17 protein-coding genes, 1 pseudogene and 1 riboswitch are annotated in these 20,511 nt (G+C 70.2%); of the genes and pseudogenes, 4 read left to right on the top strand and 14 right to left on the bottom strand.

Features of this window, described 5'->3' with window-relative positions; genetic code table 11:
- Positions 1-239: 239 nt before the first annotated feature.
- Positions 240-689 (bottom strand): VOC family protein, encoded by a 450-nt coding sequence (locus BQ9890_RS03785; protein WP_075889463.1) that lies wholly within the window; start codon positions 687-689, stop codon positions 240-242.
- A gap of 182 nt (positions 690-871) precedes the next feature.
- On the opposite strand from BQ9890_RS03785, the gene BQ9890_RS03780 reads away from it, so the two are divergent.
- On the top strand, positions 872-3,007 hold the full coding sequence (locus BQ9890_RS03780; RefSeq protein WP_075889461.1) for an HNH endonuclease signature motif containing protein: 2,136 nt from the start codon (positions 872-874) through the stop codon (positions 3,005-3,007).
- Positions 3,008-3,527: 520 nt separating this feature from the next.
- On the opposite strand, the gene BQ9890_RS17030 is transcribed toward BQ9890_RS03780, so the two are convergent.
- On the bottom strand, positions 3,528-5,210 hold the full coding sequence (locus BQ9890_RS17030) for an ISL3 family transposase (RefSeq protein ID WP_078062216.1): 1,683 nt from the start codon (positions 5,208-5,210) through the stop codon (positions 3,528-3,530).
- A gap of 187 nt (positions 5,211-5,397) precedes the next feature.
- Positions 5,398-6,132 (bottom strand): M50 family metallopeptidase, encoded by a 735-nt coding sequence (locus tag BQ9890_RS03755; RefSeq protein WP_230297803.1) that lies wholly within the window; start codon positions 6,130-6,132, stop codon positions 5,398-5,400.
- Between the two features lie 111 nt (positions 6,133-6,243).
- Here BQ9890_RS03755 and BQ9890_RS03750 point away from each other — a divergent pair, with 111 nt between their 5' ends.
- A complete protein-coding gene (locus BQ9890_RS03750) occupies positions 6,244-6,609 on the top strand; it encodes an RNA polymerase-binding protein RbpA (RefSeq protein WP_075889459.1) in 366 nt (121 codons plus the stop codon).
- Between the two features lie 349 nt (positions 6,610-6,958).
- On the opposite strand, the gene BQ9890_RS03745 is transcribed toward BQ9890_RS03750, so the two are convergent.
- The 10 genes from BQ9890_RS03745 to BQ9890_RS03700 all read right to left on the bottom strand — a co-directional run bounded on the left by BQ9890_RS03745 (position 6,959) and on the right by BQ9890_RS03700 (position 18,168).
- Positions 6,959-7,738: a polyprenol monophosphomannose synthase gene (locus tag BQ9890_RS03745; RefSeq protein ID WP_075889457.1), complete on the bottom strand. Its 780-nt coding sequence runs from the start codon at positions 7,736-7,738 to the stop codon at positions 6,959-6,961.
- A complete protein-coding gene (lnt, locus tag BQ9890_RS03740) occupies positions 7,735-9,429 on the bottom strand; it encodes an apolipoprotein N-acyltransferase (protein WP_078062215.1) in 1,695 nt (564 codons plus the stop codon). The genes BQ9890_RS03745 and lnt overlap by 4 nt, the downstream gene beginning before the upstream one ends.
- A gap of 2 nt (positions 9,430-9,431) precedes the next feature.
- Complete coding sequence (locus tag BQ9890_RS03735; RefSeq protein ID WP_075889455.1) at positions 9,432-12,248, bottom strand: DEAD/DEAH box helicase; 2,817 nt, start codon at positions 12,246-12,248, stop codon at positions 9,432-9,434.
- Positions 12,245-13,225, bottom strand: coding sequence for a helix-turn-helix transcriptional regulator (locus BQ9890_RS03730; RefSeq protein WP_075889453.1), 981 nt, complete (start codon positions 13,223-13,225; stop codon positions 12,245-12,247). Before BQ9890_RS03730 ends, BQ9890_RS03735 begins: the two co-directional genes overlap by 4 nt.
- Complete coding sequence (locus tag BQ9890_RS03725) at positions 13,218-14,369, bottom strand: helix-turn-helix transcriptional regulator (protein WP_143226227.1); 1,152 nt, start codon at positions 14,367-14,369, stop codon at positions 13,218-13,220. The genes BQ9890_RS03730 and BQ9890_RS03725 overlap by 8 nt, the downstream gene beginning before the upstream one ends.
- Positions 14,370-14,406: 37 nt before the next feature.
- Positions 14,407-15,252, bottom strand: a complete 846-nt coding sequence (gene hisG / locus BQ9890_RS03720) for an ATP phosphoribosyltransferase (RefSeq protein ID WP_075889449.1) — start codon at positions 15,250-15,252, stop codon at positions 14,407-14,409.
- Positions 15,253-15,260: 8 nt separating this feature from the next.
- Positions 15,261-15,524, bottom strand: a complete 264-nt coding sequence (locus BQ9890_RS03715; protein WP_043535154.1) for a phosphoribosyl-ATP diphosphatase — start codon at positions 15,522-15,524, stop codon at positions 15,261-15,263.
- 53 nt (positions 15,525-15,577) lie between these two features.
- Positions 15,578-16,618, bottom strand: coding sequence for an ABC transporter substrate-binding protein (locus BQ9890_RS03710; protein WP_075889447.1), 1,041 nt, complete (start codon positions 16,616-16,618; stop codon positions 15,578-15,580).
- Positions 16,619-16,631: 13 nt separating this feature from the next.
- The gene (locus BQ9890_RS03705; protein WP_075889445.1) at positions 16,632-17,408 is read right to left on the bottom strand and encodes an ABC transporter permease; all 777 of its coding nucleotides are present in this window, start codon (positions 17,406-17,408) and stop codon (positions 16,632-16,634) included.
- A gap of 61 nt (positions 17,409-17,469) precedes the next feature.
- A riboswitch (FMN riboswitch) is annotated at positions 17,470-17,594 on the bottom strand.
- Between the two features lie 40 nt (positions 17,595-17,634).
- Entirely contained in the window at positions 17,635-18,168 is a 534-nt protein-coding gene (locus BQ9890_RS03700) for a MarR family winged helix-turn-helix transcriptional regulator (protein WP_078062214.1), read from the bottom strand.
- 66 nt (positions 18,169-18,234) lie between these two features.
- Here BQ9890_RS03700 and BQ9890_RS16820 point away from each other — a divergent pair.
- Both BQ9890_RS16820 and BQ9890_RS03695 read left to right on the top strand, forming a co-directional pair.
- Positions 18,235-18,645: pseudogene (locus BQ9890_RS16820) on the top strand (MFS transporter); the annotation flags it as partial.
- A complete protein-coding gene (locus BQ9890_RS03695) occupies positions 18,617-19,750 on the top strand; it encodes an MFS transporter (protein ID WP_456047826.1) in 1,134 nt (377 codons plus the stop codon). The pseudogene BQ9890_RS16820 and the gene BQ9890_RS03695, both read left to right, overlap by 29 nt.
- Positions 19,751-19,827: 77 nt before the next feature.
- On the opposite strand, the gene rpe is transcribed toward BQ9890_RS03695, so the two are convergent.
- Positions 19,828-20,490 carry a ribulose-phosphate 3-epimerase gene (gene rpe, locus BQ9890_RS03690; protein ID WP_075889443.1) on the bottom strand — a complete coding sequence of 221 codons (663 nt, stop codon included), beginning with the start codon at positions 20,488-20,490 and terminating at the stop codon, positions 19,828-19,830.
- Positions 20,491-20,511 lie beyond the last annotated feature (21 nt).

Genomic DNA, 20,511 nt, shown 5'->3' with positions numbered 1-20,511 from the left:
CTTCCGACCAGCGCGACGCCAACACCTGCCGCTGATAGGTGGACCGGGCAGCGCGGGCGGGGATCCGACACCGACGTGCGCGCCGGGTGCGGCCAAGCGCTGAGGTGGAACGGCTCGACGAGTTCGCACGGTACGGGCCTGGCGGGGGAGTGGCGCGACCCGCCCCCGGAGGAGGAGCAGGCCCGGTCGGACTGGCCCGGGTGGCACTCGCCCGGGTCGGACTGGCCCGGGTGGGGCGATCACCCGAAGGAGACGGTCCCGTCCTCGTCGACGCGCCATGCGGGGTTGTGCGCGATCTCCCAGACGATCCCGTTGGTGTCCGCGGCGTGGCCGTGGAAGACACCTCCGAAGTCTCCCTCCCGGGCCGACTTCAGGATGGTGCCGCCGGCGGCCTCAAGGGCGGCGAGGGTCGTGACCACGTCCTCACGGTGGGCCACGTTGTGGGACAGTGTCAGGCCGGAAGCGCCTCGGTCCGCCGCAGCCGCTGGTCGGGAACCCTCAGCCCCCAGGTCCTGGTCGAACTTCGCGGCATCGAAGAACCCCAGGACGAGCCCGGGCGCGACCTGGAAGAAGAGGATCTCCCCGGGCTCGTCGTGCAGTGGTACCCATCCGAGGCCGTCACGGTAGAACCTCCGGGCGGCATCGAGATCGGGAGTGGCCAGGGTCAGGAAGTGCACGCCTTGGTCCATCGTCCCAGTCTGGGGCAGTGCGATGTCGGGGGCGCGGTGAGTGGGGGAGTCCGTCCGCCTCCCGTGGCATGGGGCGTGCACCCCGAAGGGATAAAGTGATCTCTGTCACATTTCGGACGGTTCTCCACAGTTCGAACGCCTGTTCGACTCCAGATGCACATGGGGGTGGGGAGACTTGGGCCATGGAAGCGGACCTGGATCACCCGACTCTCGCGGTCACCCCGGTGGGTGGCCGGAGGGGGGCTGCGTGCCCGGAGGTGCTCAGGGACCACGCCCCAGGGGTGGGCAGCACTGCCGACCCGGGAACTCCGGTTGCGGAGGTTGCCACCGCCGCCCTGGAGTGGCTGCGGCACCTGGCCGACGGGGACCGCCTGGCCGTCCTGGATGACGATGCCCTCCTGGCGGACCTGCGCGTCCTGGAGGAGGTCGGGCGATTGGTGGACGCGGGCCGCATGTTCGCTGCCGGGGTGGTGGCCCAACGATCCCGGACGGCCACCGGACAGGACCTGTGCACCCGGGAGGGCTTCACCAAACCCGAGGACATGATTGCCCAGGTCACCGGCACCTCCACCCGGCAGGTGCGTGAGCGCATCCGCCGGGCCGAACCGCTGCAGCACACCACGCCTCCCACCCCCGGATCCCGCAACGGGGAGGAGACCGGGATCCAGCACGACGGGGATGGTCCCGGCGCCGGGGGAGTGGTGACTCCCTTTCCCCTCCTGCGCCTCGCGCTGCGCGCTGGCCTCATCTCCCCCGAGACCACCGATGTGATCACCACTGCGCTCACCCCCACAGTGGAACTCGGTGTCCCACCGGCGAGGGTCAGGCAAGCGGAGTGCGTGCTCCTGGTCGCCGCTCTGGGTGCTGACGTGATCACCGCACACGAGTCCGTCTTCGGACAGCTGGCTCCCGATGTCCTCAGAGAGGCCCGACGCTCCCACACCCAGGCGAGGGGAGTGCCCCTGACCCAGCTGACGCGTCTGGCCCGCTCCTGGAACCGGGTCCTCACACTGGAGGCCAGCTCCGTGAGCGGACAGGTCGACGCACGCGAGGTACGGGGCCGTCAGGAGGCCAGACGCTTCCTCACCATCCATCCACCCAGGGACGGCACCAGGCGCATCGAGGGTGAACTCCTCCCCGATGCCGCAGCACAGCTGGAACGTCTCCTGGATGCCTACCTCAATCCCCGAACCGGCACCGCCTCTCCCGCCGGGACCGCCACCGGCAGTGGAACGTCCGAGGGAAGTGGGGTGGGCACGGACAGTCGACAGCTCCCCGGGGGCGGGACGAGGCCGGACCCCCGGAGTCCCCGACAAAAGCGTCACGACGCCCTGGCTGGGATCCTCACCCAGGCCGCCGGCATGCCCACCATGCCACTCATGGGAGGTGCCGCTCCGACGCTCGTCGTCACCACCACCCTCGACCAACTCGACCACCCCGGGGGCATTGCCTTCCTCCAGGGCAGCCACCACGAGGCCAACAGTGACGTCGACGTCTCCGTCGCCCAGCACACCGGCTGTGTCGGCGCCGTCCAGCGAATCGTCCTCGGTCCCCAGGGGCGCGTCGTGGAGCTGGGTGCACCCCAGAGGATCTTCACCACCCACCAGCGTCGCGCCATCGCCACCAGGGATGGTGGTTGCATCATCCCCGGATGCGAAGTGCCCGCCACCTGGTGCGAGATCCACCACGTCCACGAGTGGCGCCACGGCGGCCCCACCCACACCGACAACGGCGTGACCCTCTGCTGGCACCACCACCGAAACCTCGACCAACTCGGCTGGGACATCCGCATGCGTGACGGCACTCCCTGGGTGAGGCCACCCACCAGCGTCGACCCCCATCGCCGGTGGCACCCTGCCCAGACCAGCCTCCATCTCTCCTTCGACCAGGACGCACTCCGGCACCCGGGCACGGCCGAGGGCCCGCCCGGGGACACCGACGGGGCCACGGACACGGGATCGGGCAACGCCGCGCCGGATGTACCGAGGGACGACAACGGGACGGGACCGCCCGCGGGCAACCTTGTAGGGCCGCCCGGCGACAGAGGGACCGGTGCGCCTGCTGCCGATCCGGGACCTGCCTCTGCGACCGAGAGGAGAAGTGCGCACGGGCTCGGCCGGAGACCTGCTTCCGTCGCCAATGGGAGAAGTGCGCCCACATCCAGTGGGAGTCCCGTGCAGCGCTTGCGGATGACGGGTCCGCCCGCCACGGGAGACCCGTCACAGCGCTGGGGGAACGGCACACCCGAAGAAGCCGATGACAGCGAACTCCACGCGCCACCACTCATCGAAGGACAGCTCTTCGCGCTCAGCGGATGAACGTCCGGGGAGGAACGGCAAGGATGGACATGAGTGTCGGCGTCCCGACGACGTGGCTGAAGCGCACAGGACCAGGACCGTGGACCGAGCCGCCGCCCATGGGCATTCGTCGTGCCTGCACGGGCAGGCCGACGCAGGGGTCGGACTGAGAGCCAACGTCGTCTCCGGAGAAGACGCTCATCGTCCCTGAGGTGGTCACACTGGCACCGGAGGAGAACCGCGACACCGCACACGAAACACGACGGTGCTGTGAAGCGCGCTGACGGTGTGGAGCACGTCGGCGGTGGAACGGACCCGCAACGCGACGCCAGAGAACCACGTTGCCGCCGCTGAGTGAGCCCTGTTGCCTCTGAGGGAACCACGCAGACGCCGGAGGAGAACCGCGACACCTCAGGGGAACCACACCGCCTGCCATGGGGCCAGCTCACGGGTCCGGGGGAGTCGAGTCCTCTCGCCATTCTGACATAATGTACATTATCGGATCACGGATGAATTTGGGCGCTTCTGACTCTTCCGTGGGTCATGGTCGGCCGGGGAGGGTGGGGCGGTGGCCGCCGAGGGTGAGCATGGCCAGGGCGATGAGTGCGTCGGGTGAGCGGAACCCGTACGCGACGCGGGTGATGAGTCGGATCTTGGTGTTGACGGACTCGATGCGCCCGTTGGAGAGTCCGTGCTCGATCGCGGCGAGGATCCTCTCGCGGTGTTTGACGATCGAGCGTTGGAGTTTCACGAAGGCGGGGATACGACATCGCCTGGCCCAGGAGATCCACCGCTCCAGTGCGTCGATGGCTTGCTCGTAGGGCAGCTTGAAGACGACCCGTAGTCCTTCTTTGAGGAGGTAGGCGCGGTGCAACCTGGGGTCGGTCTGCGCGATCCAGGCGAGCTTCGCGGTCTGCCTCTCGGTGAGATCCTCAGGGTTCTTCCACAGCGCGTAGCGTGAGTTCTTCAACCTGCGGGCCGTGTCACTGGCGGGTCTGGTGGGTGCGTCTTTGCGAGGTCTGCCGACGTTGCGGCGCGGCTCACCCCGGGCGGCCTTGCGGGCATCGTTCCATGCCTGCCGGCGCACCTCATCCAGGGCGTCGGTGGCCCACTTGACGACGTGGAACGGGTCAGCGCAGCGCACTGCATGAGGGCACTTCTCCGCCACGACGTCGCCGATCCAGTCCGCCCCGTCCGCACTGACATGCGTNCGTAGTCCTTCTTTGAGGAGGTAGGCGCGGTGCAACCTGGGGTCGGTCTGCGCGATCCAGGCGAGCTTCTCGGTCTGCCTCTCGGTGAGATCCTCAGGGTTCTTCCACAGCGCGTAGCGTGAGTTCTTCAACCTGCGGGCTGTGTCGTTGGCGGGTCTGGCGGGTGCGTCTTTGCGAGGTCTGCCGACGTTGCGGCGCGGCTCACCCCGGGCGGCCTTGCGGGCATCGTTCCATGCCTGCCGGCGCACCTCATCCAGGGCGTCGGTGGCCCACTTGACGACGTGGAACGGGTCAGCGCAGCGCACTGCATGAGGGCACTTCTCCGCCACGACGTCGCCGATCCAGTCCGCCCCGTCCGCACTGACATGCGTGACCTGGGCGCACCTGCCCGCCCCGGTGGCCTCCAGGGCGTCAAAGAAGGCTCGCAGCGTCTTCTTGTCCCGCCCAGGCGCTGCCCACACGAGTCGGCCGGTGTCGTGACAGACGACGACGGTGAGGTACTTGTGGCCCTTCTTGTAGCTGATCTCATCGATCCCGATGCGCGTGAGCCCGGCGAACAGGTCGGTCTCGGCGGCGGTGTCGTCCCACACGCGGGCAACGATCGCTCCGACCGTGCGCCACGCGATGCGCATCAACTCCCTCACGGCAGACTTCGAGGACACTGTCGCCAACCACGCGACCTGATCGTCGAAGAACCTCGTGTGTCCGGCACCGTGACGCGCCCAGGGGACCTGGCCGACTGTCACCCCATGCTCGGGGCAGTGAACACGCGGCGCGTTGGCTTCCAGCCACACCGGGACAGGGCCCAGATCCAGCCCACGCCACCGACGCGGCCCCTCACCCCAGTCATACCTGGGAGCACGCTTCGCGCACTTGCCACACCGAGGCTTCAACTTGCCCGACGGGCGCACTGACGCGACCACGACCTCCTCGTCATCGTCGTACTCGACCCGCTCGATGATGGTGGTCTTCTCGACTCCCAGCAGCCCTCGCCATAGGGTGGTTTCCTGCACGCCGTTCTCCGCGTCTCGTGACTGACTCTAGACAAGCCAGAAACATAGACCAGAGAACGGCGTGCACCCCCACAGACCCGCTCAACCACCCACGGAAGAGTCACAAGAGCCTGAATTCCGTCCTCCCATGGGGAGGCTGCGGTGTGCGTCCGGTTCCGAGGAGGTCACCCCTTCGCCCGACGGGCGATCAGCTGATCGCGGCTGTCACCGGGTCGACCAGGGCCCGGACTGCCCACCAGGTCGTCGCAGCACCGATGACCGCGAAGGCAAGAATCCACAGAGCCGCAGGGATCCGCGTCATGGCTGCCAGCATGCCGGGGTCCTGACGGCGGTCCCCGTGGAGGGCGACGTTGACCAACTGCCTCCACGCACCCGCAAGCACCAGGACACCGGCTGAGGTCACCACGGCGGCGCCGAGGTCCGGTGCGCCCCACCACCACAACGCGACCGTCCCGACGAGCAGCGCCAGCATCACCACCACGGTGTACACGGACCGGGACCTGAGCAGCCCCACCAGCAGTGCCACGATCGCGAGGAGCAGGACGACGCCTGTGCGTCCCGCCCCGACGGCCACGACCAAGGCCGCTCCACAGACGAAGGGCGCGGGATAGCCCGCTGCCGACGTCGCCACCAGACCCGGGCCGTTGCCGCGCCCGCGGGTCACGGTGTGGCCGGACATGTCCGGGTTGATGACCAACCCCGTGAAGCGACGTCCGCACAGGACTCCCACCAGGGCATGCCCGAGCTCGTGGACGACCGTCACCGCCGTGCGCGTCAGACGCCACAGCGGCGTCAGCACGAGGAGCAGGCCGAGGACGACACCTGCGAGCACCCACACGTCATCGGCCGCCTGGCCGACGACCAGTGATCGCCCCAGGTGGTCCAGCAGCTGGTCCCAGAATCCGTCCACGTCCACGTCCACGTGCGCATTGTGCCAGAGCCCACCCGGAGGCGGGCACGAGGGGTGACGGATGGGAATATCCGCTAGAATCTGGACGTTTGGGACAGTGTCACCAATCCTGAGGAGGAACCCATGGCAGACCGCGCGCTTCGCGGCATGCAGATCGGCGCCAAGTCGATGGAGTCCGAGGAGGGTGTCGTCTTCGCCGACCGCTTCACGGCCAAGTACCTGTGCCCCAACGGCCACGAGTTCGAGATCCCCTTCGCGACTGAGGCCACGCCTCCCGCGACCTGGGAGTGCAAGTGCGGATCCGTCGCCGAGATCGTCGGCGACGTTCCCGAGGAGGAGGACGCGAAGGCGGCCAAGCCCGTGCGCACGCACTGGGACATGCTCCGGGAGCGTCGCTCCATCGAGGAGCTCGACCAGGTCCTCACCGAGCAGCTGACCCTCCTGCGTGAGGGGCGACTGCGTCCCGAGGGCTCCTACCGCAAGAGCTGAACACCCATTGCTGACGGGTCCACACCCGTCACACGAGGCAAGCGAGCCGACGTCACCGAGTCACGGTGGCGTCGGCTCCCCCGTTCCGGGGTGCGGTCCTCGACCATCGCGGTCCTGGCAGGTCAGGGCACTCATGACGTGCCCGCACCGGGACTTGCCCGCGCTGCAGCTCCCGCGGGCGCCCACCGCGGATTCGCGTCGCCGGACCGGAGCGGCGGAGCAGTTCCGCTTCACCGCGGACTCGCGTCGCCGGACCGGAGCGGCGGAGCAGTTCCGCTTCACCGCTGCCTCGCGTCGCCGGACCGGAGTCGCAGGGCAGGTGCGCCCCGCGGACCCCACCACCGGACCGTCATCGCTGGGCAGTTCGGGTGGTCCGGGACCGCTCCGCCCCCCATCTGCCCGTCCACCGCGCCACGCCCTCGCGCGTCACCAGTCGCAGTTCCTCCCAGAAGATGTCACCGGAGAGCTTGGAGACGCCGAAGCGCCGCTCGTCGAAGGAGATCGGCACCTCCGCCACCACCGCGCCTGAGCGAACGCTCGCCGAGGTCATCTCCACCTGGAACCCGTACCCCGTGGAACCGACCCGCGCCAGGACCCCCGAGCGCGACAGCCAGGAGGCACGGTGCGCGCGGAACCCGGCGGTCGCGTCGTGAACACCCAGGCCCAGCATCACGTGGATGTAGAGGTTGCCGGCGCGTGAGAGCAGCTCGCGGGAGCGCGACCACCCCACCACCTCTCCCCCGGTCACCCATCGTGAGCCGATGACCAGGTCCGGGTGGTCGGGGCCGTCCATGCGCGCGATCAGCTTGGCGACCTGTTCGGGCCGGTGGGACCCATCAGCGTCCATCTGCACGAGCACGTCGTACCCGGCCCCGGTCCCCCACCTGAGACCCTCGACATAGGCGCTGGCCAGACCGGACTTGGCCGGGCGTTCCAGGAGGTGGAGACGAGGATCGCGCTCCGAGTGCTCCCGCACCCACTCCCCCGTGCCGTCGGGCGAGGAGTCGTCCACCACCAGGACGTCCACCTCCGGCAGGGCCCGGTGCAGTCTCCCCAGGATCGCGGGCAGTGACTGAATCTCGTCATAGGTCGGGACCACGACCAGGACGCGTGGCTGCCACCGTGTCATGAGTGTCTCCTCTCCACGCCCGCCCGACCCCGAGCGCTCCGCAGCGCCAGCAGCGCCCCCGTGGAACCGATCCCCATCAGCAGTGTCGCCACGATGGCGCACCAAGCGGGGAAGTCGGCCAGGCGTGCTGCCGGTGTCAGCGAGGTCCGCAGCGGGACGTCCGCGACCAGGTGGTCCGCCACCTGCTTCTGCGTCGCCGACACGACCGATCCGTCAGGGCGCACGATCATGGAGACACCGTTGGTCGAGGCCTGGACGCCGGAGCGGGAGAACTCCATCGCCCGGAACCGTAGCATCTGGGCCTGCTGGGTGGACTCCGCGGAGTAGCGGAAGTGGTAGTTGTTCGTGGGGATCACGATGATCTGGCCGCCCATGCGCACGCCCTCCGAGATCAGGGGCTCGTAGGCGACCTCGAAGCAGATCCCCACCGCCAGGGGTACCGTGCGCCCGTCCCGGAGGCGCACCTCCAGCAGTCCGGGGTTGTCCACGGCGACCATGTCGACGGACACCTGTGCGGTCTGGGAGGCCAGGGAGGAGATGAACTGCCTCCAGGGGATGTACTCCCCGAAGGGCACCGGGTGCTGTTTGCCGTAGAGCGTGGCATCGGGGGCGGTCCCACCCGGGTACCAGAGCCCGACCCAGTTCGTGCGCGTCGACTCGCCGTACTCCACGAACCCGATCAGGGTGGGTGCGCCGACCTCGTCCACGGCCTCCGAGACCAGTGCCGCCGTCTCCGGGTGTGTACGGGGGTCCAGGTCCGCGGAGTTCTCCCCCCACACGACCAGGTCCACGTGCCGACCGCTGGCCGCGAGTTCGTGGGTGACCCTGGCGTGGTTCCCGGTGACCTTGTTGGGCACGGAGAAGGTCCGGTCCCCGGGGATCTCGACATTGCCCTGCACCACACCGACGCTCATCGACCCCGCCTCCTGTGAGGTCGGCAGGGAGACGGCCAGGGGCAGAACGAGGAGAGCGAGGGCCGTCACCAGGGCCGCAGGTCTCCCCCACCAGTGGTCGCCCTCGTGGGCGGGGGCCAGGGAGACCGAGCGCCGCAGCAGCACCGCCGCGACCACGGCGAGGAAGGAGACGAGGACCTCCCCGCCCCAGGGAGCGAGGTGGCCCAGCGGTGCGTCGACCTGCGCGTAGGAGATGTTGGCCCAGGCGAAGCCACCGAAGGGGACGCGGGACCGGAGCTGCTCGATGCCGACCCAGGTGCCGCCGAGGACCAGCGCCTGGCCCCACACGGTGCGCGTCCAGCGCCACACCCTCGCCACTGACACCGTCCAGCCCCACAGGGCCAGTGCCAGCACCTGCGTCATCGACAGGGCCACCCACGGCAGCCACCCGCCGGTGGCCACACGCACCCACTCGATGTGCGCCAGCCAGAACGCCAGGGCGAACAACGAGGTGTACCAGGTGGCGCGCCACGCCCCCACCCGGTCGATGACGGAGACCAGCAGCGCCAGGGAGGGGACGAGCAGGAACCACCAGTCCACGTCCGGGAAGGACGCCCACATCCCCACCGCCGCCAGGGCGAGGCAGAGGTAGTCCCGCCAGCGCCGCAGGGGCGGCAGGGGTCCGAGGAGGGCGGGGCCCGGCGTCGGTGGCGTCCGGGGAGTGCGCTCGCGAGCAGCGTTCGGGCGGCCCGGCCAGGCTCTTGTGGGCGACGAGGGCGACGAGGGCGACTGCGCCATGTTCACACCACTGACCAGGCCACGACGCCACGCACCAGCAGGTCCCGGGCCTCCACCGCGCGGCGTGCGAGCCCCGGGTGGTCGAGGCGGCGCAGCTGGTCGAGCAGGTCCATCACCTGGCGGACCCAGCGCACGAAGTCCCCGCCCTGCAGGTCGGCGGTCGCCAGGGCCGTGGCCAGGGAGGACCCGCTGGCCCAGGCGTGCACGGCGGTCATCAATCCGGGTTCCGCTGCCGGGGTCGGTGTCGCACCGGCGCGCTCCTCGGCCGCGGCCACGCGGTCCTGTGCCCGGAGTGTCAGTGCCCACGCCCGTGCCAGGCGTCCGCCCGTGCCTCCCGGCAGGTCCATGTCCGGGTCGTGCTCGGAGCGCGCCTCGAAGACACAGGTGGAGGCCACTGCCGCCAGCTCGGCGGCGGTGAGCCCGTCCCAGGCGCCCGAGCGCACGGCCTCGACCACGGTGAGGTCACGCTCCCCGAAGACGCTGCGCAGCTGCTCACCCGCGGGTGTCACCTGCTCGCCCGTGAGGAAACCGAGGTCGTCGAGGACCGCGCACACCCGGTCGAACTCCTTGGCGACGGAGTTCGTGCGTCCCTCGATGGTGCGGCTCAGGGTGCGGTACTCGTTGCGGGCGCGCACCCAGGAACGCCCTGCCACCGCGTGCTCCTCGCGGTGGGGGCAGGAGTGCACCGGGTGGGAGCGGATACGTCTCTCGAGGTCCTCGATGCGCTGGTCCTGGGCTCCCGCCCGCTCCCGCGGGGAGTCGAGTGTTCCCGAGCGCACCAGCTGGCGCAGCTCCTCGGCGAGCCCGGCCCGGTCCTTCGCGCGTCGAGGACGCAGGTCGGGAGCCACCGGGAGCCGCCCGACCACGCCCAGACCCCCCGAGGCGTCCTCGGGGCCCAGGTGGTGGAACTTCGCATCGGTCCCGATGACCTGCACCGTGACGGTGCCCGAGGCCGCCGAGGGGGCGTCCAGGACGACCGCGTGGTTCTGGCGGCGACCCCGCCGGTAGTGGACCACGTCGCCGCGGCGCAGGGTGCGCAGGGTCGACTCCGCATCGCGCCTGCCGGCTGCCAGACGCTCCCTGGAGGCCTCCTTCTGGGCGGCCGAGAGCTCGTCCCGCAGTGCGAAGTACTCCCGGGCGTCTCCCCGGTCGCACTCCACCTCCCCACCGAGACGCTCCATGTCGCGCTGGAGCTCACGGGCACGACGCGCCATGCCCACCACCGCACCGTCGGCCTGGAACTGGGCGAACGAGGTCTCCAGGACGTCACGCGTGGCCGCACGGGTGGAGTGCGTGAGCAGGTTGACGACCATGTTGTACGTCGGGTGGAACGCACTGACCAGGGGGTAGGTGCGCTTGGAGGCCAGGGCTGCGACCTCCTCGGGGGCCACGCGGCCGCGATGCAGCACCACGGCGTGTCCCTCCTCGTCGATGCCGCGCCGACCCGCACGACCCGAGAGCTGGGTGTACTCCCCCGCCGAGAGCTGCACGTGGGCCACGCCGTTCCACTTCTGCAGGGACTCGATGACGACGGTGCGGGCGGGCATGTTGATGCCCAGGGCGAGGGTCTCGGTGGCGTAGACGACCCGCACGAGCCCACGGGTGAAGAGACGCTCGACGGTCTCCTTCATGATGGGGAGCAGCCCGGCGTGGTGGGCGGCGATCCCACGCTCGAGCGCCGCGGCCCAGCGGTCCACCCCCAGCACGGCGTGGTCCTCGGGCGGGATCGTGGCCACGGCCTCCTCCACGACGTCACGGATGCGCTGTGCCTCGCCACGCGAGGTGAGGACCACCCCGGAGGCGAGCACCGCGCGCACCGCGTCGTCACACCCGGCACGGGAGAAGATGAAGACGATGGCCGGGAGCAGGTGGGCGCGGTCCAGTGTGATGAGTGCCGAGGGCCGGGACTCGCGCCTGGCGGGTGTCCGCGCCGGGGGCCGACCGGGGCCGCCCTCGTGCGCCTGCCACCGCCGCCCCGCGTTGCCCCGGGCCCGGGGGGCGGCGCGACCTGAGGGGGACACCGCGCTGAGGAGTTCGGGGTTGAGACGGCTGCCGGACCCGCTCCCCTCGCGCCCCGGCGCGTAGAGGTCGTAGAGGACGGAGTCGACCATCATGTGTTGGTAGAGGGGGACGGGACGCCGCTCGGAGACGACGATGCGGCAGGAGCCGCGCACCTCGCGCATCCAGGCGCCGAACTCCTCGGCGTTGGAGACCGTCGCCGAGAGTGCCACCACGGAGACGTGGGCGGGCAGGTGGATGATGACCTCCTCCCAGACGGGGCCGCGGAAGCGGTCGGCCAGGTAGTGGACCTCGTCGAGGACCACGTGGGTGAGGTCGGAGAGGTCCGCGCCGGCATAGATCATGTTGCGCAGGACCTCGGTGGTCATGACGACCACGGGCGCCCCGGGGTTCACGGAGGTGTCGCCCGTGAGGAGGCCGACATTGGACTCCCCGAAGCGGACCTGGAGGTCGACGAACTTCTGGTTCGAGAGCGCCTTGATGGGAGTCGTGTAGAAAGCGCGGTGTCCACGGCGCACCGCCAGGTGGGTGGCGAACTCACCCACCACCGTCTTGCCGGCGCCGGTGGGTGCGGCCACGAGCACGGAGTCCCCGTCCTCGACACCCTCCATGCCCTCCAGCTGGAAGGGATCTGGTTCGAAGCCGAGCGTCTCGATGAAGTCGTGGCGCTCGGTGGTCTCGAAGTGCTGCTGGTCACGGAAGGCGTCGAAACGGCTCGCCGGGGGAAGCTCCTCCATGTTCCCGGTCGTGCGTGCGGGCTCGGCGGAGGGCCTGCGCACCCGCCTGCGTCTGGGGCTCATCGTGTCCCTCCCGTTCCGTTCGTTCCCGCAGCGTTGTCCCCAGTCCCCCCGGGGTCCGTCCAGACCCGCAGGGCCCCACACGCCAGCTCCCGCATCCCCGTCGCCCACGAGGGCGGCTCCACGGCGAGCAGGTGGGCCGAGACGTCGATGAGGAGCGCCTCCACCCATCCCCTGCTCCACACCGGCACCTCGATCGTGAAGGAGGCACTGTCATGGGCCACGAGTTCGCAGGCGACCTCGTCGAGGACCCAGCGCGCTCCGGGTGCCAGGGTGAGGCGTACCCGCTCGGTGGGGGCGGCGTCGCGGTCCTCGTCCCGGTGGTCCACGGGCCGATCGGTGACGGACAGGTCGTCCATGCGTTCCACACGGAACGTGCGCCTGCCCCCTGCACTGTGGCACCACCCGCGCAGCACCCATCCCGCACCCATGCGGCGCATCTCCCAGGGGTCGACGTCCCGCTCCGTCACGCGCCCGTCGGGTGACCTGTAGGAGAAGGTCACCGCGACTCCCCCACCGAGGGCTCGGCGCAGCTGTGCGAGCCTCTCGTCCGGGTCACCCGGCGAACTCACGGCGAGTCCTCCGGACAGGTCCCCGGTGTCCGTGGCCAGGGCAGCCACGGACATGGCGGTCCGCGGCAGGCGTGCGCGCAGGTCCTCGTCGAGGACGGGCGCGATGGCGCGCAGCCCGACGAGGACGGCGCTGACCTCGGCACGGGTGAGGCGCGGTGGCAGGTCGAGGCCCATGGTGGTGTGCACCCGCAGCCGGCCCTCGCGCTCCAGGAGGTCCCAGTCGACCTCGAAGGAGCTGCCGGGCAGGGAGTCCCCGACGTCCCCGAGGGTCTCCACGTCGCGGCGCAACTGGTGCGGTGTGCGCCCGAAGTGGGCGGCCGCCTCCTCCACGGTGACGCCCGGGTGTTCGCCGATCCAGCTGACCAGTGACAGCAGTCGTGCGGTCCCGACCTCGACGTGCTCAGGCACGGTGCACCTCCTCGGCGGGGTCCCCGTCGGTACGGTCGCCCGGGTCCGGGCCCCACGCGGCTGCGACCCGGAGGCGTTCGGTCACGGCCTCGCGCAGTGGTGCCGGTTCCAGGACGACGACGTCGGTGACCTCGGCCAGCACGGCGGAGATCCAGGAGTTGATCTCGTCAGGGGCACCGCGCAGCACGTCCCAGGAGTCTCCGTCGTCCAGGGGCTGCCCGATGTGCCGTGGTTCCCCGTCTCGCCGGATGTCCCCGGCGTGCCCGGCCGACCCGGCTGTGTCCTGGTGCCCGGCCCCGCCCCCATGAACGGCTGCGTCCTCGTGAACGGCTGCGTACTGGTGAGCGGCCCCGTCCTCGTACGTGGCCCCGCCCTCGTGCGCGTCCCTGGCCCGCAGGCGCACCCGGGGCGCGGCCCCGCGGCGCACCCGCAGCAACGGTGACACCGTGCGTTCCTCGAAGGGGTCGGGCAGCTCGCCGTCGGGGACGCGGGCGTCCCCGGGCTCCCCCAGGAGTTCGACGCCCGAGGGGATGCGGGAGAGGCGGAAGAGGCGGGTGGCCTCCCGGTCGAGGTCCCAGCCCCACAGGTAGAGGGCGCGCCCACGCAGGAGGAGCCGCCACGGCTCGACGGCCCGTTCCGCAGTGCCCGAGGCCGAGGTGTAGGTGAAGGCGAGGGGGCGTCGTTCCTCGATGGCCTCCATCACCTCCGCCACCACGTCCGCACCCTCGAGGTCGATCTCCACCGCGGGACCACCGGCGGCGCCCGCCGTGCCCGTGCCCTCGCTGCGGGCGGCGAGCTTGGAGAGGAGCACGTCGCGGCGCGCGGTGGGCACCGATGACCAGGCACGCACCGCCATGTGCACGAGTGAGAGCTCCGTGGGATCCAGGTGGACGTCGGTGGCGGGGAAGGAACGCGGGGAGATCCGGTAGCGGTCGGGACCCGAGCCCTGGTCCAGTTCCAGGATGACGCCCGCCGCGCGCAGTGCGTCCTTGTCGCGCTGGAAGCGGGACTCGAAGGCGGAGTCACCGAGTCCCGCGTAGCCGGGAGTGCTCCTCATCTGTTCCTTGGTGCGACCGTGCTCGGAGGAGAGCAGGTCGAGGAAGAGGTTGAGGACTCTCAGGTTCGTCGGGACCACAGGACTCACCCCCCCAGACTAGGGCCTGGGGACGCAGGAGCCGTGATCAGAGACGGGACGCCGTCAGCTGGGTGACGATGACGCCCCGGGCGCCGGCGTCGTGGAGGCGGTCCATCACCAGGTTGACGCCGTCGGCACGCACCATGGCGCGCACGGCGACCCACTCGGTGTCCACCAACGGGCTGATGGTCGGGGAGTCGAAACCCGGCGTGATCGCGATGGCCGCCTTGAGGTCGATCTCGCGCACGTTGTAGTCGACCAGGACGTAGGAGCGGGCCACCAGGACCCCCTGGAGCCTGCGGTCCAGTGTGGCCAGTCGGGGGTCCTCGCGGAACTCGTCACGGGTGATGAGGACCGCCTCGGACTCCAGCAGGGGTTCTCCGAAGACCTCCAGCCCGGCTGCCTTCAGCGTCGTCCCGGTCTCCACGACGTCGGCGATGAGGTCCGCCACACCGAGGCGCACGGAGGACTCCACCGCGCCGTCGAGGTGGACGACCTCGGCCTCGATGCCGTGTCCGTCCAGGTAGTTGCGCACCAGGTGGTCGTAGGAGGCCGCGACCCGCTTGCCCTCCACCTGGGAGAGATCGGTGATCTCACCGCTGGGGGCGGCGAAGCGGAAGGTGGAGCGCGCGAAACCCAGGGGCCGGAACTCCCGGGCCTCCGTGCCCGAGTCGAGGAGCAGGTCACGGCCGGTGATGCCGACCTGGATCTGTCCGCGTCCGACGTAGACGGCGATGTCGCGCGGGCGCAGGAAGAACAGCTCGACGTCGTTGGCGGCGTCGGTGAGCACGAGCTCACGTCCACGCCGCGTGGTGCGGTAGCCCGCCTCGGCGAGCATGCCGATGGCAGGGTCGGACAGGGAGCCCTTGTTGGGCACGGCGATGCGGAGCACGGGGGTCCTCACAGGTGGGCGTAGACGTCGTCGAGGGTCAGGCCCTTGGCGATCATCATCACCTGGGCGTGGTAGAGCAGCTGGGAGATCTCCATCGCGCAGTTGTCGAGGCTCTCGTACTCGGCGGCCATCCACACCTCGGCGGCCTCCTCGACGATCTTCTTGCCGATGGCATGGACCCCACGGTCGAGCTCGGCAACCGTGCCGGAGCCCTCGGTGTGGTCCTGGGCCTTCTGGGACAGTTCGGCGAAAAGCGCGTCAAAGGAAGTCACGGGGTAGAGGATAGCCGCCCGTCACCCGCGCCGGGCGGCCATCCACCCTCCGGTCACCGCGTGACGTAGTCGTTGGTCACGGCGGCGTCCACGTCCGGTGCGGAGTTCAGCATGCCGGGGATGCCCTTGAGGAACGACCCCATCTCCCGCCAGCGCGTGAGGTCCTGCTTCCCGCTCACCGTGCCGTCCTCCCCCACGAAGAGCTTCGAGGTCGCGGCCAGGACGGCCCGGGCTCCCTGGACCGCCGTGGAGCCCGTCAGGGTCTGGTCGTACACCTGGGTGGCCTCGATGGCGCGCTGCGGGTTGTCGACCACGCGTTGGATCCCCGACACCGTGGCATCGACGACGCCGCGCGCCTCCTCCGGGTGGGCGTCCAACCAGGCGTGGGTCGTGATGAGGGAGACGGAGACCAGGGGTGTGTCCTCGGGGTCGAGTTCGAGGGCGCGCACGGGGATGCCCGCCTGCTGGAACTGGACGAGGTCGTTGTTGGTGAACCCGACGACGGCGTCGACCTGCCCCGTGGTCAGGGCGGCCGTCTGCGTGTAGCCGATGGAGACGACGTCGACGTCCTCGGCGGTCATCGAGGCGTGGTCGAGGGCCGCGAGCAGTCCCAGCCACGACGAGCCGTACTCCCCCGGCACGCCGATCCTCCTCCCCTCCAGGTCCGCGACGGACCGGGCCGTGGAGTCCTCGGGAACGATGATGGCGACGGGGTACTGACGGTAGTAGGCGCCGATGGAGACCAGGTCCAGGCCCTGGTCGCGCGCCTGGAGGACCTCGTCGCCCGAGGCGACGACCACGTCCTCCTCGCCGGAGACGAGCGCGGTGAAGAGGGCTTCGTCGGAACCGTGGTGCCGGATCGTCGCGTCGAGTCCCGCAGCGCGGTAGATCCCGTCCTCCTGGGCGACGTAGACCGGGGAGAACTGGACGTTGGGGATGTAGGTGAGCCCGATGGTCACCTCGCTCCCACCGGAGTTCCCGCTCCCTCCCGAGGCTGCCCCGGACTGGTCGTAGGGATCGGGCTGGGTGCCGCATGCGGCGAGCGCACCGGTGGCAGCCAGCGCCACGAGGGCGGCGACGAGACGTTTCCTCATGATGTGTCCTCCTTCAGGACAGGGCGTCGACGGTGCGTCGATGCCTCTCGATGCGGTAGATGACGGCGTAGAGCGTCATGGCGAGGACGCACAGGACGCCGATCGTCACGAACATGCCTGCGGTGTCGAGGTTGAAGCGTTGCTGGGTGAGCACCGCGCCCAGCCCGTTCCCGCCCATCACCATCTCCCCCACGACGGCACCCGTGATGGAGAGGGTGAACCCGTTGCGCAGGCCGGCGAGGATGGCCGGCATGGCCAGGGGGATCTCCATGGAGCGTGCCATGACCCACCCCGAGGCACCGTCGAGCTCGGCGGCCTCCAACACGTCCTGGTCGAGGTGGCGCAACCCGAGCACCGAGGAGACCAGGATCGGGAAGAAGACCATGAGCGCGCACAGCGTGACGATGGGGGCCAGCCCGTACCCGATCCAGAGGACCAGCAGCGGAGCCAGGGCGATGGCGGGGATGGCCTGGGTGGCTCCGAGGAAGGGTTCGACGGCGGCCTGGAAGACCCGCGACCTGTAGATGGCGTAGCTCATGGGCAGGGCCACCGCGGCCCCCGCCACGCACCCGAGCAGTGCCTCCCCCGCCGTCACGCCGATGCGCTGCCACATCCATGCCTGGGAGAGCATCTCCACCGCGCGTCGGGCCACGGTGTCCGGTGAGGGCAGCACCCAGGCCTGGACGTCCGAGAGCACGCACAGGAGCCACCATCCCCCCACCAGCACCAGTGCCAGCACGATGGGTGCGATGATCGTCAACGCACCTGAGGGTCGGGATCTGCGCGCCACGACGGACCTTTCTCGGGACCGGGGCGACGAGCGACGCCGACAGGACCCATGGGGCGTCCTGTCGCAGCTCCTCCCATCCGGACTTTCACCGTCGGTACCGGAATCCCACCGGTTCAACCGTCCCATGAGGGACGGGTCGCGGACTCTCACCGCCGGTTCGGAATCTCACCGACCCCGGAGCATGGCCCCATTGTGCCACGAAGGCGCACCCGCGCACCCGATGCGCTCAGGGAGCGACCTCTCCGGGGGGCGGTGTCTGCGCGGTGTCCTCCCAGACCCTCCCCGACACCTCCTCGATACCGCGGTTGAACAGGGTGAGCAGGGTCGCGAAGCGTTCGACGTCCTCCCTGCTCCATCCCGACAGGATCCGGTGCAGTGCGTGGATGTTGATCCCGCGTTGGCGCTGGTAGAGGGCCTCGCCGCGTTCGGTGATGCGGAACTTGCGCGACCGCCCTCCCTGGGGGTCCCCGATGCGTGTCACGAGTCCGTCCCTGCGCAAGGCGGAGGTCTGACGGTTCAGGGTCGAGGCATCCAGCCCCGTGACACGCGCGAGTTCGCCGATGCTCATGGGATCGATCCGCACCCGCGCCAGCAGGGTGTAGCCGGAACGGTCCAGCACCGCGTGCCCATTGCGGTGCCCCGATATCAGGGAGAGGTGGCGCCCCAGGAGCATCGACTCGTGCTCGACGGCGGCGACGTCCTCGTCGCGGGGGTGCTCCGCACCCTCCCTGCCACTCCCCCGCTGCTCCGGCTGTGCCATTCCACCCGTCCCGTGTCACGGATCGCACATGTGCATGATGCACATGATATGTCACAAGCATAGTCTGTGCGCTGTGCACATCAACTGACCGTCCCGGTGACGGTCGTGAGGAGCCCCGTGGAACACACCCAGGACGTCGACCATCCGAACCGGATCGTCGCGGTGCTCGCCGCCGCCGGCATCGCCTCGTCACTCACCCAGACCCTCGTCATCCCACTCATCTCCTCGCTGCCGGAGATCTTCTCCACCTCTGCCACCAACACCTCGTGGATCATCACGGTGACGCTCCTGACCGGTGCCGTCTCGATGCCCGTCCTCGGTCGGTTGGCCGACATCTTCGGCAAGCGTCGCATCATCCTGTGCGCCCTGGTGCCCCTCCTGCTCGGATCCGTCCTGTGCGCGGTCTCCTCCGGCATCTCCGTCATGCTGGTCGGACGGGCACTCCAGGGTGTCGCCAACGGCATCACCCCGCTGGGGATCAGCCTGCTCCACGACGTGCTGCCGGGCGGGCAGGGTCGGACGTGCGGTCGCCCTGATGAGCTCGTCCATGGGGATCGGCGGAGCCCTCGGGCTCCCCCTGGCGGCAGCCGTCGCCCAGTTCGCCGACTGGCGCGTCCTCTTCTGGACCATGGCTGCCGTGAGCGCGCTGATCCTGGTCCTCGTGCGCGTCGTCGTCCCCACCGACCCGCCGCGCGGGCGCGCGGGGCGCTTCGACCCAGCGGGTGCGGTGCTGCTGGGTGGCGGACTGGTGTCGCTCCTCCTCTTCATCTCCAAGGGATCGACGTGGGGGTGGACGTCGCTGCCCGTGCTCGCTGCCGCAGCCGGCGCGCTGGTGCTCCTGGTGTCCTGGGTCCTGTGGGAGCTCCACTGCGGACATGCCCTCGTCGACCTGCGTCAGATGACGCGGCCCGTGGTCCTCATGACGAACACCGCCTCCGTGTTCATCGGCTTCGCGATGTACTCCCAGTCGCTGATCGTGCCCCAGGTCCTCCAGTTGCCGACCTCCACGGGATACGGTCTGGGCCAGTCCATGCTGGGCATGGGTCTGTGGATGGCGCCGACGGGACTGGCGATGATGGCCGTCTCGGGCCCGGGCGCGCGACTCTCCGCACGTTTCGGTGCGCGCACCACGCTGATGACCGGGGCCCTGGTCATGGCGGCGGGGTACGCCGCGGCCTCCCTGCTCATGGGGAGCCTGTGGGGCGTGGCGGTGTCGGCAGCCGTCATCAGTGCCGGGGTGGGACTCGCGTTCGGGGCGATGCCCGCCCTGATCATGGGGGCGGTGCCCGCGGACCAGAAGGCTGCCTCCAACGCCTTCAACGCACTCATGCGGTCCATCGGCGTCTCGGTGTCCTCCGCCGTCATCGCCGTCATCCTGTCCACCATGAGCGTCCAGACGCAGACCCACGCCACGGTCCCCACCGCGACGGGCTTCCGGGTGGGCTTCCTGGTCGGCGCCGCGGTCTCCCTACTGGCAGCCCTCCTCGCCCGGTGCATCCCGAGTCGGGGGCTGCTCCCCGGTCCCGCAGAGCAGGTGGCCCGCGTCATGGCCCAGGAGGAGGCAGGAGTCCAGCTCTCCTGACGGGCGGCCGGCGCCCCAGTGGGACGACACTGCCGTGCCGCCAGCGCACGCGGTCAATGCCTCAGTGGAACAGTGCCTCAGTGGCAGTGCCGTGCCGCCAGGGCCCGCAGCGCGTCGACCTCGGCAGCCGCGTCCTCGGCGCGGAAGACGGCCGAACCCGCCACGAAGTTGTCCGCGCCCGCCTCCGCAGCCCTCTCGATGGTGGAACGTGAGACCCCACCGTCGACCTGGACGGACACCTCCAGCCCCGCGGCATCGGCCGCCGCACGGGTGCGCCGGACCTTCGCCAGCATGGACTCGATGAACGACTGGCCACCGAACCCCGGCTCCACGGTCATGACGAGGATCATGTCGAACTCCGCCAGCAGGTCCACGTAGGGGGCGATGTCCGTCGCCGGTCGCAGACCGAGACCGACGCGTGACCCCAGGTGTCGGATCTCGCGGGCCAGACGCAGGGGGGCCGCAGCGGCCTCCGCGTGGAACGTCACCGAGGCGCAACCCACCTCCGCATAGGCCGGGGCCCAGCGGTCGGGGTCCTCGATCATCAGGTGTGCGTCCACGGGGAGGATCCCGGTGTTCACGCAGGCCTCGACCACGGGCAGCCCCCAGGTCAGGTTGGGCACGAAGTGGTTGTCCATGACGTCCACGTGGGCGACGTCGGCGTTGGCGATCGAGGTGAGCTCTCCGCGCAGGTCGGCGAGGTCGGAGTTGAGGATGGACGGGGAGATGACGGGGCGCATGTGCTCAGGGTATCGGTCCCC

It is taken from the genome of Actinomyces provencensis (assembly GCF_900155435.1).
Lineage (GTDB): Bacteria > Actinomycetota > Actinomycetes > Actinomycetales > Actinomycetaceae > Pauljensenia > Pauljensenia provencensis.
Note: the sequence above shows the minus strand (reverse complement) of the source record. Positions and strands in the feature narration are given on the sequence as shown.